The organism is Jeotgalicoccus aerolatus (genome assembly GCF_014635205.1).
GTDB classification, from domain to species: domain Bacteria; phylum Bacillota; class Bacilli; order Staphylococcales; family Salinicoccaceae; genus Jeotgalicoccus; species Jeotgalicoccus aerolatus.
Map to the genome: position 1 here is coordinate 968508 of NZ_BMCN01000001.1, position 13330 is coordinate 981837.

The 13330-nt window shown below is 40.9% G+C and carries 17 protein-coding genes and 1 riboswitch; of the genes, 2 read left to right on the forward strand and 15 right to left on the reverse strand.

From position 1 onward, the window contains the following. Positions 1–14 precede the first annotated feature (14 nt). The 15 genes from IEU81_RS04885 to IEU81_RS04955 form a co-directional block, all read right to left on the reverse strand. Positions 15–389, reverse strand: a complete 375-nt coding sequence (locus tag IEU81_RS04885) for a PaaI family thioesterase (protein WP_186090535.1) — start codon at positions 387–389, stop codon at positions 15–17. Further along, positions 382–1872 carry a leucyl aminopeptidase family protein gene (locus tag IEU81_RS04890; RefSeq protein ID WP_186090536.1) on the reverse strand — a complete coding sequence of 497 codons (1491 nt, stop codon included), beginning with the start codon at positions 1870–1872 and terminating at the stop codon, positions 382–384. The genes IEU81_RS04885 and IEU81_RS04890 overlap by 8 nt, the downstream gene beginning before the upstream one ends. A gap of 12 nt (positions 1873–1884) precedes the next feature. Beyond that, positions 1885–2202, reverse strand: a complete 318-nt coding sequence (locus IEU81_RS04895) for a YuiB family protein (protein ID WP_092597344.1) — start codon at positions 2200–2202, stop codon at positions 1885–1887. Positions 2203–2274: 72 nt separating this feature from the next. Beyond that, positions 2275–3486: an NAD(P)/FAD-dependent oxidoreductase gene (locus IEU81_RS04900; RefSeq protein WP_092597237.1), complete on the reverse strand. Its 1212-nt coding sequence runs from the start codon at positions 3484–3486 to the stop codon at positions 2275–2277. Positions 3487–3590: 104 nt separating this feature from the next. Continuing rightward, positions 3591–3950: a HesB/IscA family protein gene (locus IEU81_RS04905; protein ID WP_092597234.1), complete on the reverse strand. Its 360-nt coding sequence runs from the start codon at positions 3948–3950 to the stop codon at positions 3591–3593. An 85-nt stretch (positions 3951–4035) separates the two neighbouring features. Beyond that, complete coding sequence (locus tag IEU81_RS04910) at positions 4036–4281, reverse strand: DUF1450 domain-containing protein (protein ID WP_092597231.1); 246 nt, start codon at positions 4279–4281, stop codon at positions 4036–4038. Positions 4282–4339: 58 nt separating this feature from the next. Beyond that, the gene (locus IEU81_RS04915; protein WP_092597228.1) at positions 4340–4582 is read right to left on the reverse strand and encodes a NifU family protein; all 243 of its coding nucleotides are present in this window, start codon (positions 4580–4582) and stop codon (positions 4340–4342) included. A 94-nt stretch (positions 4583–4676) separates the two neighbouring features. After that, positions 4677–5207, reverse strand: a complete 531-nt coding sequence (locus tag IEU81_RS04920) for a biotin transporter BioY (RefSeq protein WP_092597224.1) — start codon at positions 5205–5207, stop codon at positions 4677–4679. Positions 5208–5297: 90 nt separating this feature from the next. Continuing rightward, positions 5298–6059 (reverse strand): TIGR01457 family HAD-type hydrolase, encoded by a 762-nt coding sequence (locus IEU81_RS04925; protein ID WP_092597221.1) that lies wholly within the window; start codon positions 6057–6059, stop codon positions 5298–5300. Next, on the reverse strand, positions 6052–6480 hold the full coding sequence (locus IEU81_RS04930) for a DUF86 domain-containing protein (protein ID WP_092597218.1): 429 nt from the start codon (positions 6478–6480) through the stop codon (positions 6052–6054). Before IEU81_RS04930 ends, IEU81_RS04925 begins: the two co-directional genes overlap by 8 nt. 59 nt (positions 6481–6539) lie before the next feature. Beyond that, positions 6540–6881, reverse strand: coding sequence for a YutD family protein (locus IEU81_RS04935; protein WP_186090538.1), 342 nt, complete (start codon positions 6879–6881; stop codon positions 6540–6542). Between the two features lie 54 nt (positions 6882–6935). Then, a complete protein-coding gene (locus tag IEU81_RS04940) occupies positions 6936–8519 on the reverse strand; it encodes a Na+/H+ antiporter NhaC family protein (protein WP_092597211.1) in 1584 nt (527 codons plus the stop codon). A gap of 74 nt (positions 8520–8593) precedes the next feature. Continuing rightward, positions 8594–8760, reverse strand: a riboswitch (Lysine riboswitch). 45 nt (positions 8761–8805) lie between these two features. Continuing rightward, entirely contained in the window at positions 8806–10125 is a 1320-nt protein-coding gene (locus IEU81_RS04945; RefSeq protein WP_092597208.1) for a bifunctional metallophosphatase/5'-nucleotidase, read from the reverse strand. A gap of 11 nt (positions 10126–10136) precedes the next feature. After that, a complete protein-coding gene (locus IEU81_RS04950) occupies positions 10137–10958 on the reverse strand; it encodes a sulfite exporter TauE/SafE family protein (protein WP_092597205.1) in 822 nt (273 codons plus the stop codon). Between the two features lie 12 nt (positions 10959–10970). Beyond that, positions 10971–11819, reverse strand: a complete 849-nt coding sequence (locus tag IEU81_RS04955) for a DUF72 domain-containing protein (RefSeq protein ID WP_092597202.1) — start codon at positions 11817–11819, stop codon at positions 10971–10973. A 49-nt stretch (positions 11820–11868) separates the two neighbouring features. Here IEU81_RS04955 and IEU81_RS04960 point away from each other — a divergent pair, with 49 nt between their 5' ends. Together IEU81_RS04960 and IEU81_RS04965 are read left to right on the forward strand one after the other, a co-directional pair. Next, positions 11869–12570, forward strand: coding sequence for an ABC transporter ATP-binding protein (locus tag IEU81_RS04960; protein ID WP_186090540.1), 702 nt, complete (start codon positions 11869–11871; stop codon positions 12568–12570). Continuing rightward, the gene (locus IEU81_RS04965) at positions 12570–13325 is read left to right on the forward strand and encodes an ABC transporter permease (protein ID WP_186090541.1); all 756 of its coding nucleotides are present in this window, start codon (positions 12570–12572) and stop codon (positions 13323–13325) included. The genes IEU81_RS04960 and IEU81_RS04965 overlap by 1 nt, the downstream gene beginning before the upstream one ends. The last annotated feature ends 5 nt before the right edge of the window (positions 13326–13330 follow it).

Below are 13330 nucleotides of genomic sequence, written 5' to 3' on the forward strand. Positions count from 1 at the left end.
TTTTGTGTTTACAGCTATCTTTTTTTTCTAATTGCGACGGTACATCTGCTGAGCGCAACGAGCGCATCTCTTTCGTCTGTTACTTCAATCTCCCATACCTGAGACGTTTTACCGCCGTGCTTTAATATGGCTGAAGCAGTCAGAACACCGTCTCTCTTCGCTTTTAAATGGTTCGCATTGATTTCCATACCGAATGCAATTTCATCGTCTTCTATCAGGCTGAATGCCCCCATACTTGCTGCAGTTTCTGCAAGGACGACGTTCACTCCTCCGTGGACATATCCAAACGGCTGAAGAACCTTTTCAGTTATCGGCATCTCGACGATACACTTGCCCGGTTCATCAGCAATAATTTCAATCCCCAGCGTTTCCAGCAGTCCTTTATTCATAAAGTGTACCAGATTCAATCAAATCAACGATTGTTCGTATCATTACTCCTGTAGAACCTTTCAGCGCAAATGGTGTTGCAGATGAAGTATTGCTTGTTCCAGCAATATCAAAATGCACCCACGGTGTATCCCCGACAAATTGATTGATGAATTGCGCTGCAAATGAAGCACCGCCCGGTTTAAAGTCAGCATTAATTAAGTCTGCAATATCCGACTTTTTAACACGTTCTTCTTCAATCTCAGACATCGGCAGATGCCATATATCTTCCCCGGTTACCTTGCTGCTGATCAGGAGGTTGTTGATGAATTTTCTGCCCTGATTAGTAAATACTCCGGTACGGTCAGTACCGATTGCCTGAATGACAGCACCTGTCAAAGTAGCAAAATCCATCATGACGTGTGGTTTATATGCAGTTGAGGCATAATAGACCGCATCAGCCAGCACGAGTCTGCCTTCTGCATCAGTATTTGAAACTTCAACTGTTTTCCCTGACAGCGACTGGTATACATCATCCGGACGCATACCGTTTCCGTCTACCATATTTTCAGCAAGTGCGAGCACGGCAACGACGTGAACCGGCAGTTCTAATTTTGATACTGCATCGAGCATACCGACGACATTTGCCGAGCCGCTCATATCGTATTTCATCGAACGCATGCCATTTCTTGTTTTAAGCGAATAACCGCCTGTGTCATAAGTAATGCCCTTGCCGACTAATGCGATCGGTGCATTATCTGCTGCATCTGGATGCTTGTATTCAATAGTGACAAGACGCGGTTTATGTACAGATGCCTTGCCGACTGCAGCTAACAGGCCAAAGCCCTCCTGTACAAGTGTGTCGAAATCTTTCACTTCACCTTTAATATAATTGCGGTCTTTAAAGTGTTCTGCTAATTCATCTGCATAGCTTTCCGGGTATAGCAAGTTCGGAGGCATCGTCGCAAAATCTCTGGCAAGTGTAATGCTGCCGCCGAGTGCCTCGCCATGTCTGAACGCCTCTTCTACATTTGTATTTGATACAATTGTTAAATCCAGTTCTGCCAGGAAAGACGGATCCGATGATGAATTATAGCCCATTAATTTATGATTGCTGATTGCTGACATTAATCCTGCCGCGTCAGCAACTTCTGCCGGTTCAAATGCAAAAGTGTGTAAAATCAGCTGAGCTTTAAGATCTTTATTTTTCGCCATAAATTGAAATAGTTTACCGACAGCCTTTTGGACTTTTAAAGCTGTTAAGTCGCTGCTGTCCCCTAAACCAACAGCAATGACTTTACGGTATTTGCGTTGAATCGTCACACCTGTTGTTGTCACTTTGCCAAAAGTATCTGACAAAACATTTGCTGAAATAATTTCTTCAGTCAAACCGTTTAACAGTGTGTCGAGTTCATTAAAGTTTTTTAAGTCCTTAACATTTTCAGGTAAGCCGATTACAATCGCTGAATCATCAGCAATGTATTTTTCTTCAAAATTAATATTCAAAATGCATTCCCCCTAAAACATTTGATATCCTGCTTTTCTTAAGTAGCGGATAGTCATTCCCGCTAAAATAATTCCGATAAAACCGCTGCCTAAAATGATAATATCATATACTGAAATACCGATAATATTTTGCCATAAAATATTAAACGATTCACCGGGTTCTGATATGTAATCAAACAATGAAACTCTGCCGATAATCCATAGAACGATAACAGGGTAAACATATGCCATAAGCCAGGTCATCTTTAAAATCATATTTAATATAAAACTGATGCCGTAAAATAAAACGAAATACAGCAGGACTGATATAAACAGCTGGACGATATTCATTGCCATAATTGTTGCCTCCAAAAAAATAAAAGCATGGGCATTATATACCCATGCATAATGCTGATTTTTAAATTACAGGAATTTACCTTTTGTTGCACCTAATACAAGGCCGCCAATTTTCACAACTGCACGAGTATCGATGACTTTCTTCATGAATGCTGCAGACTTGCCTTTAATTTCTTTGCCCATTACGACACCGATGCCGTCACCGTTACCCAGTGAGCAGACAGTTCCTTTATCATCGTAAACAAACGGTTCCATTTTTTCACCGTTCAGGCTAAGTTTAATATTTTTTGCAGTATGTTCACCTAACTGCATTGCAATTTGTGCTGTTGTTGGATACGGACGGGCATTTTCGCCAGTGCCGTTCATTACTGCAGCAACATCACCGATTGCAAAAATATTCGGGTAGCCGTCAATTGTTAAATCATCTTTAACGACGATACGTCCGCGTTTAACACCTTCAAATGATTCTTCCATCAGTCTTGAACCGCGTACACCAGCTGTCCAAATAACACTTGAGGCTTCAAGCTGCTGCTCTTCGTCGTTGATTTTAACAACAAAGCCGTTTTCATTAGCTGCAACAATTGGATTGCCAAGCATAAATTCAACACCGCGTGATTCAAGGAAATCAACTGCATGCTGAGTCAGTTCGTCAGAGAACATTGGCAGCATAGAAGGCATTGCTTCCACACAAGTGATTTTAACCATGCTGTAATCAATACCATGCACTTTACAAAGCTCAGGTAATGTCTCAACAAGCTCACCCAGGAATTCTACACCTGTGAAGCCTGCTCCACCAACAAGGATTGAAAGATCTTTAGGATCTTTAGACGATTTATAATTAATGAAGTTCTTTTCAATAACTTCGCGCGTGTGAACTGCAGTTTCAGGGCTGACGATTGATGTTGCAAATTCGTCCATGCCTTTAATACCGAATGATTCACTTTCAAATCCGAGAGAAACGACCAATGTATCAAATTCAAATTCACCCTGTGTCGTTTCTACTACTTTTGCATCGCGGTCAATTTTAGTAACTTCCGCTGGAATAAAACGCACTTTCATATTGTCTACGACTTTGGCAATCGGGTAGACACCCTCTTCCCAGTTCATAGAACCTGCTGCAGTTTCATGCAGCCATGTCGATTCATAGTGGTACTCATTTTTGTTAATTAAAGTAATATCTGCTTCTTGTACTCCAATGACTTTTTGCAGTTTAGCAACTGTGGATAAACCTGCATAGCCGGCACCAAGTACTAAGATTTTTTTTCTTTCGTAGCTCATAATTTATTTTCCTTCCTGCGAATATGTTTTATATACATGAATAACTGTTATATCAGTTATTATATTAGCACTAAATGGTAATATTTCAAGCGTTTCCATGAATTTTAACAGTCTGCCGGCGCACCTGCATTTTCTTTCGTTCTAAACGATGAACCGCAGCCGCAAGACAGGCTCGCATTCGGGTTTTCAATTGTAAATCCGCCGCCGACAAGCGACTGTTTAAAATCGATAACAGTCCCGTCAACCACAGGCAGATCCAGCTTATCAACAAGCATTTTCACACCGTAATATTCAAAGATTTCATCTCTGTCTCCCGCTTCATGTTCGGCAGCCATTCCATATGTTAAACCTGTGCATCCGCCGCCCTGCACTTTAAACCGCAGGAAACCATCTGTCATGTCATTCGCATCCAGCATATCTTTAACTTCATACGCCGCACTTTCTGTCAGTGTTACTGTAGACATAATATCACTCCTGTTCCTTACTTTGTTACAAAATTCTCAATACCTCAATTATACTACACGTAAAACTTAAGCACCAACGATGAGTTTACTCATCTAATGCCTGATTATTTTTATCAATTCTTTTATAAGTTTTTTCAAGTAGCTGCTCATTATTTTTAGCAGCTACAATTTCTCCGTCCACAAGAACGAAATAACTTTTGCTGCACAAACCGCAGTTGTTTGTGCATTCATAATCGACGACATCGATCTCCGGATTTTTATCCAGCTGAGCATACACATCGTGAGTTCCCTTTTGCATGTTAGCATTGCAAAACTCTACAATTGTATACATAATACATTCTCCTCATTAAAAATAAAAAAACTAGAGACACCGCGTCTCTAGTTGTAGTTTAAAATACCTGTTCGATCTCAACAAATCCTGGAACTTCTTCCAGAAGTGCACGTTCGATACCGGCTTTAAGTGTAATTGTTGAACTTGGGCATGTTCCGCAAGCTCCGAGTAGTCTCAGCTTGACAATGCCTTCTTCAACATCTACAAGTTCAACGTCTCCGCCATCACGTAAAAGGAATGGACGTAATTTATTTAGTACATCTTCAACTTGTTCGTACATTGTATCTTGACTGACTGTCATTATACTTCACTCCAATCAATTTATGAGCATTTTCTTTATACAGTATATTATAAGGGAAAACACTGTAAAAATCCATCATTTGAAAGTCCTATTTTTACTGAAGAACGAGCCCTCTTTTTGTTAAAGTTCTCGCGAACAGTACAGTCAGCACAGCGAGGACAAAATCTTTAATTAAGAACGGCACGACTGCGACCATTAAAATTTCTGACAAGCCCATCGGCGTACCGACAACATTATGCATAATAAAAGAAAAGTACAGTACTCCAAAAATAAATATAACGATCATGCCGAGTATTGAAAATAAAATCATTTTGCTTAAATTTTCCTTACCACCCATAGCTGTCACAACAACAGCCGGGATAAAACCAAGAACGAAGCCGAATGACGGTGATATAAGAGAGCCAAGGCCGCCGGAGCCTGCAAATACCGGGACTCCAATCAGTCCGACTGCGATATATACGATGACTGAAATCAGTCCATATTTTTTTCCGAGCATCATACCGCATAAGAGCACCATAGGTGCCTGCAATGTAAATGGCACCGGCCCAATAGGCACTCTAATTTGTGCTCCGACAGCGATTAATGCTGCAAATACAGCTGCAAATACTAGTTGTTTAGTTTTCATGTCTATTCTCCTGTAAATTTAATAGTCTTATCATAACAGGAAAAACCCTTCGTGTTAACCTTAATTTTAAAAAGGATAACACGAAGGAGCTTACAGCTGCCAGTCCGTCAGCAAATTAACACAATGTGCAGGAGGCAAAGCTCTGCTGTTAACATAGTCTTTACTGTGCACACCTGTCCCAACATGTATTGTACTCACACCGCCGTTAATTCCAGTCAAAATATCTGTATCGTAGTTGTCACCGATCATGGCAACATCTCCTGCTGTCATATTTAAACGCATAAGCGCACCGTTTAAAATGTGACTGTACGGCTTGCCGGTAATAATCGGCGATTGACCCGTGACTTCACTGACCAGTCTGACAAAAGAGCCGTTACCTGGAGAAAAACCGTAATCTGTCTTAATTTTTATATCCGGATTTGTCGCTAGAAACAGCGCACCTTCCTGAATCAGTTTGCAGGCAGCCGTAATTTTATCAAAGGTGATTGCAGGATCCAGACCCATTACGACCGCATCCGGCGTTTGATTATTTAATACGATTCTGCCGTCTTTTATAAGTGTATCTTTAAAACTGTCAGTACCGATTACAAAAACTGACGGGCTATCAAACGCACTGTTTAGATACTCTTTCATGGCCATTGCTGAAGTATAAAAATGGTCTTCAGTTGTCGTAAATCCCATATCCTTCATCTTTTTTAAAATCTCTATCGGGGTCCTTGTCGCGTTATTCGTTAAGAATAGATAAGGAATATCCGCTTCATTTAAACGGTCGATAAAATGAATAGCCCCGTCAATAACACTATTGCCATTAAACATCGTGCCGTCTAAGTCAATGAGGTAGCCTTTATACATCCGTATCACTGCTGAACGCTGTGACTGCCTGAGGATCATTTTTAAAGAAATGTTCAATGCTGCCTTTTAGATTTTTATAGGCACTGATATTCTCTTTGAAATCTTTCTGCATTGCTTCGTGGTCGAGAGACTGATAATTTCTCGTCAATTCAGTTCTCCACTTCAAAGTATTTTTTAATTTTTCAGCATCTTCTTTGCTGACGACACCTTCCTGATTTAAAATATCGATGACATCTGCATAGTTGCCTGGATCTCTTAAAATAAAAGCATCGATAATCATATTGCCGACATCAACCGCTGCTTCGATCAGCATATGACACGTTCTCTCAAGTGCCAGAAGATTGTCCGTATCGATGGATTCAGTTAAGTTTTCTATGTAATCCAGACGCTGGTTTAATACATTTTTATCTACAAAGTACATAATTACACCTCATTAATATTAGTCTCTCTAATCATATCATATGAAAAAGAGACCGGATATTATGACCCGGTCTCTTCCTCGATTTCTATTTTTGTCTCGGCTTGTTCAGCCTGTTCTTTTAATTCCTGCTTGGATACTTTTCTTAAAATAAAATAAGCGCAGCCAAAGTTGCAGTATTCATTCAAATATTCCTGAATAGCGTTAACCCTTTTATCAGGTTCTACTTTCCGTTTATTATTTTTATAAAATCCTGCAAGTCTTAATTTTTCATAACCGACATCGCCGACTATAAAATCATACTTATTCAGCAGCTCGCTGTATTTATTTTTAAAAGTTTCTTCATCAAATGCTTCGCGGTAATTTTCCACGAGTTCAAAGTTCATATGATCAATCGTAATCACAGACGCTCACCCTTTAATCAAACTAGTACATCCATGATAGCATAATATTTACCATTATGTGTTCTGTTTAGTTACCGGCCGGTACATAAACTTCACGATAATGAAGACTACAATCAGCCCGGCGAGAACACCCGTTAGGGCCAGCATAACATTTGCAGTCATACCGAGAATAATAAAGCCGACCAGGCCGATTAAGGCTGAAATTACAGCATAAGGCAGTTGTGTCATAACGTGAACGATGTGGTCACTGCCCGATCCTGTTGACGACAGAATCGTCGAGTCTGAAATCGGTGAACAGTGGTCTCCGAATACAGCACCTGCAAGCACTGCAGCAACACTCGGCAGCAGCAGTTCTGTTTCGCCGAGTGAAATAATAATTTCACCGGCAACAGGAATCAGAATACCAAATGATCCCCAGCTTGTTCCGGTAGCCATCGCCATAATACACGCTACAATAAATATAACACCCGGCAGCAGTTCAACCGGAAGACTGGAACTTTCAACCATGGCACCCAGGAGCTCTCCTGTACCGAGCTCGCTGATTAAGCCGCCGATCATCCAGGCAAATGTTAACACTAACATCGCTGGGAACATCGCCAGAAAGCCTGTTTTAATGCCCAGTAAAATGTGTCTGCCGCTGAAGTCATCGTCACCTTTAGTATGTTTAAAGTAATAAAACATAGTCAGTATCAGACCGACAATGCCCCCTGCCACTAATGAATGTGTAATCAGTGTGTTTTCCATAACCGAAAATACGCTCCAGCTGCCGCCTTCAAGTGCACCAGTAATGTACATCGCAATAACAACAGTCACTGCAAGTGCGATAATCGGCACGATTAAAGCCGTAGCTCCTGACCCTTCATGAACAGGCAGTTCATCTTCCTGTTCTGCAAATTCTGGTACTTTATCACGCAGAATCCCTTCATTGATTGCAAGTTCTTCCTGTTTTCTCATCGGTCCAATATCAAATTTAAAGATAACAACGATAAACATCATAATAATTGCTGAAATGACATAAAAGTTCATTGGCACCATATACATAAAGCTTTGGAATGGTGAAATATTTGTCGTTCCTGCAGCCACCAGGAGTGGTGCCGTCAGTCCCATAATTCCCGCACCCCAGCTTGATACCGGCATCATTACTGCAACCGGTGATGCAGTCGTATCGACCATATAGGCCAATTTAGCTCTTGAAATTTTATATTTATCTGTAATTGGTTTGGCAACCTGGCCAACAATTAAAGCGCTGAAGTAATCATCGATGAATACGATAATTCCTAAGACAGCGGTCATTAAACCTGCACCGCGGCGCGATTTAACTTTTGTCAGTGCCCAATTGGTAAAGGCCCGCGCACCGCCTGACATATTCATAAATGCGGTCATTATTCCAAGCAGTGTTAAGAAAATTAATATGTAAGCATTCCACGTATTCAATCCGCCGTCTTCAATAAAGATCGCTATAAATGAATCAAACACCAGACGGAAAAATTCTCCAAAGTGTCCGTTCGCTATAACAAATGCCGAGGTAATAATGCCGGCACCTAAACTGATTCCGACTTTTCTCGTTACGATGACGAGTAAAAGCGTTAATAAGGGGGGAATAAGCGGCATGTATTCCCAGTTTAAAAATGATTCCATCTTTTTTCCTCCTAAAATTTTCAATAAAAAAAATCATAAATACGTTAATATATGCACGCATTTATGATTCATCTATTAAATGTAGCGCATCATATCACTGACAGTGCCCAGCCTCTTAAACTGAACCCCAGAAACGATACCTGCCGATATCTTTCTTCGGCACTTTCCCCTTTTAAGTATTCTCCAAACGCATGCCTGCTGAAATACTTTACTGTTGAAAAGTGCAACCTCTACTTTTTTATTTATTCAATTGTTATACAGTATAGCATACATCAGCCCAAACAGACTACAGGTAATTAATATATTGTTTGACAATATCGCGGAGCAGGTCCGGCATAATGTATTCTTTCTTCGAATATCTGAACTGCGGGAAGATCCTTCCGAAAGTATACATATCAAGCGTTCCGAGTGTATATGTTTTCTTTTCATCTATCAGTTCTTCTCCGATAAAATACTCGCGTTCAGATTGTACATAACTTATATTGTCTGTGACAAAACAACCGAAAATATCCCCTCTGAAACCGAGTCCCCGTACAATTTCATCTTTGTATTCGTGGCGGTTTGCCTGGGTAAATATTTCTTTCATTTCACGGCCGGTCAATTCAATTTTAACAGCGTTAATCGCATGCGGCAGCACTTTATGAAGCGAATACTCTGTCAGCACGCCGCCTTCAAATGGACTCGCAATCAAACCCGTATGAATCAGCCCGGCATCACTCTTCGTAAAATCTTTAAGAATATAAGCAAGGAGCGAGCTGAAGCGCCCGGCAGAATACAGTCTGCGATCAATCGGCAAAGCATCTTTTTTAATAACCATATCCTTTAAGATTGCTTTTCCTTTATTATAATAATCATTTTCTACCTGTGATAATATATCCGATTCGATCAGCACAGCTTTTTTATTGACCAGCTGACTGCCTTCAAATTCAAGCGTCACTTCACCGATATACTCACCGTATCTCCCCGCGGCTGCCAGCAGCACACCATTAATATATTCACCTTTTTCAAAATGATGATGCGTATGCGACGATAATATCAAATCGATTTCCGGAAACTTATTCGCAAGTGTTTCATCATCATACATGCCTAAGTGACTCATCATAATGATGACATCCACTTGAGGTTTAAGTTCCTGTAAATATTTTTCGATTCTTTCAAATGCACCTTCAACTTCCCAGTCCAAAGCCAAATAGAAAGGTGTAAACTCAACAGTCGCAGCGATAAAGCCAATCTTAATTCCGTTTGTTTCTTTAATTGTGTACGGTTTAAAAAATGGTTCCTGTGTGCCGACTTCACGCAAGTTCGCACAGATGACATCAAAATCAGCATCATCGTATAAATGTTTCAGCTGATTTTTAGTCAGTGTAATCCCTTCATTATTTCCAAGTGTTGCAACATCGCATGTCGCCTGATTCAACAGTTCAATATTACCTTTGCCGAGTGTCGCTTCCGTGTATGGATGAGAGCGGTCAACGTGATCGCCAATATCAACATAGAACATATTATCTCTGTACTGGCGTCTTTTATTTTTAATGAAGCTGGTGAACTTCATGTAATTATGTAATGCACTGTGTATATCATTAGTATGATAAATTTTCACTTCCATACGAGCACTCCTTAAAGAATTGTTTGTAGAATTAAGTACACTCCGAGAATAAACAGCACGGTGCGGAGAATCACAACTAAACCGTCAGAACTGAATCGCTGATTAATTTTCACACCGATATTGGCACCGATTACAGCTGCTGGCACGAGTAATATAATATAAAAGTACACGACGTTATTCTGCAGCACGTGACCAAAGGCCGACGACACGCCGGAGAAAAAGACCATCATCATACTCGTACCGATTGCGATTGCCGGCGGCATGCGAAAGACCATAAGCATTAACGGCGTCATCAGTACTCCGCCGCCGATACCGAACAAGCCGGTAATAAAGCCGACGACAAACGTAATAGAAATTGCGAGATAAGGGGGAAAACCGTAGTGATATATATTCCCCATATTATCGCGGTGAGGTTTTAAATATTTAGGGTTCTGGAAGATTTTCATCGGTTTGATTTTATTTCTTATCACTAGCAATATGCTGATAAAAATTAAAAACATACCGAAATATAAATTAAAGCTGTCTACTGTAAACAGGCTGCTGGCATAAGATCCGGCGAAGGCGCCCGGCATCAGTCCAATGAGAAATAATATACCATTCTGCTTGTCTACCTGATTTTTTTTGGCATAAGATATCATCGCACTCATACCTGTAAATATTAACAGCATACTCGACGTTCCGACGGCAGTCTGCGGTGTGATTGATGGTAAAATTCCAAGCGTTACACCGAAAAACATTAATGCCGGCACGACGATAACACCCCCGCCGATACCGACGAGAGAACCCAGTATTGAAGACAGTAAACCGATCAGTATTAGCACTAATACTTCCATGACCCCAGCCCCTTAGAATAGTTTCAGCTGCTTCGGTGCAAGACCGCTGTATTCTATATTCAGCATGCTGATAAACTCTTTTGCATTTTTTGCTGCGTGCCCCCCTGAATTATTGTTAAATACAATATATATATCTTTGGTTTTATGCTGCAGAATATTGACCTGCTTTTGTAACCACTCGAGTTCCTTTCTGTTATAATCATATAAATATCGGACATCCCGCCACTCTTCAGATGTACGGTTCTGCTGAGTCCAGCCGTGAACATTCCTGCCGTGCAGGCGGATAAAAGCAGTGTCATCTGTTACACGGTTAACGAAGGGAACCGAGCCGATGCCGGCCTGCGGCTCATCGCATATACTGTGAATAACATTCCCGCTGTGTAGAAATTCGAGCGTATCTTCTTTATAATTATCTTGAAACCACGTCTGATTGCGGAATTCCACTGCAACTTTAAATGGTTTCAGCAGTTCAGCCGCAAATTTAACGTAACGGATGTTTTTACTGTTAATGTCAAACCACGGCGGAAACTGCAGCAGGACAAAAGTGAGTTTATTTCTATCATACATAGGCATCAGCATTTCTTTATATGCACTGAATACATCTTTTATAGAATCGTAATGCTCGCGGTAATCACTGTGCCCCGTCATAAACTGGTGTGCTTTTACCGCAAATTTAAACGTGTCAGGCGTCTCATTGCACCACTTTTCTATAGTGGACTGACGCTGGACTGCATAATATGTTGAATCGAGTTCAACAATTGGAAAATGTGACGCATATGTAATTAATTTATCTTTTTTATTTGATAGCTCAGTGTAGAGCGAATCGTGATCGCCCCACCCTGTCAGTCCTATATAAATCATTAAATCACCTTACTTCATTTTAGCACATTTACTTGGGAGGATATTAATCATGGAGATTATTGAATTTAAAAATGTCAGCCATCGGGAAATACTACATAATATCTCAGGGTATTTCCGCGAAAATAAAATTACGACATTTATTGGCCCGAGCGGTGCGGGCAAAACGACATGCTTGAAACATATCAACGGCCTCTTGTCTCCAGATTCCGGCGATGTATTTTACCGCGGTGAAAATATCGCTTCAGCAGATATCATCTCGCTCAGAAAGAAAGCCGGCATGGCTTTTCAAAGTGCACCAATGCTTGCAGGCACCGTATACGATAATTTAAATTTACCGTTAAAAATCTTTAACAAAGAACTGAATCAGGGCCGCGCTGTTAAACTCCTTGAAATGGTTGATCTCGACAAAAGTTTTTTACAGCGTAAAATTAATAAACTATCCGGCGGAGAAAAGAGCCGGGTTTCTTTAGCCAGGACTTTCGTTTCAAAACCTGAAGTGCTGCTGCTCGATGAAATCACGTCCAGCCTTGACTATACACTTGTTAGAGATATCGAACGTCTCGTTAAAAAACTGCAGCAGGAACATAATTTAACAGTCGTCTGGATCACCCACGATCTGGCCCAGGCTGAACGTGTCAGCGATGATATTTGGTTTTTAAATCAGGGCGAGCTGCTGCTTCAAGGCCCGATTGATTCACTGTACAGTTCTAGTAACACTATTATACAGCAATTTCTAAGGGGTGAACGCTGATGGGCTTTCAGGAACTTCTGCTCTCCGGGATATTTGTTATCATTCCGCTTGTCATTGTCGTTGTGCTGAAGCTCGGCTTAACGAAAGATATTTTAATCGCCTCAGTCCGTTCGATTATACAGCTGCTTATCGTCGGTATGATACTGACCTTTGTTTTCGACAGCGACAGTATTATATATATGCTGCTGATGATAATAGTGATGATTGCTGCTGCCAGTCAAAATGTCATTAAGAAGGGCGTTCGTATTCCCGGGATCAAATGGATTATAATCTTAACGCTGACAGTAGTCGAAGCAGTCTCCATGATAATAATGCTGGGCTTCGGCATTATCGATTTTATCCCCCAGCAGATTATTCCGATCAGCGGAATGCTGATTGGTAACTGCATGGTGCTGTCACTCTTATTCGTCAATAAATTTACAGATGAGCTGGAAAACAGCGAGGAAATGATTGAATTGATTTTGTCATTTGGCGGTGAGCCAAAAGATGCGGTGTCCCGCAGTTTAAAATCAGCGATCCAAACGAGCATGATTCCTACGATCGAATCCCAGAAAACAATCGGTCTCGTCCAGCTTCCAGGCATGATGAGCGGACTGATTATCGGCGGTGCCGCACCGATGGAAGCCGTCATGTATCAGCTGCTTATCCTATTTTTAATACTTACTAACGCCACTGCGGCTTCTGTGATGGTCGGTTATTTATCTTATCCGAAACTGTTTAACAGCCGTCTGCAGTATATTGGTTTAAAAAAATGAATAAA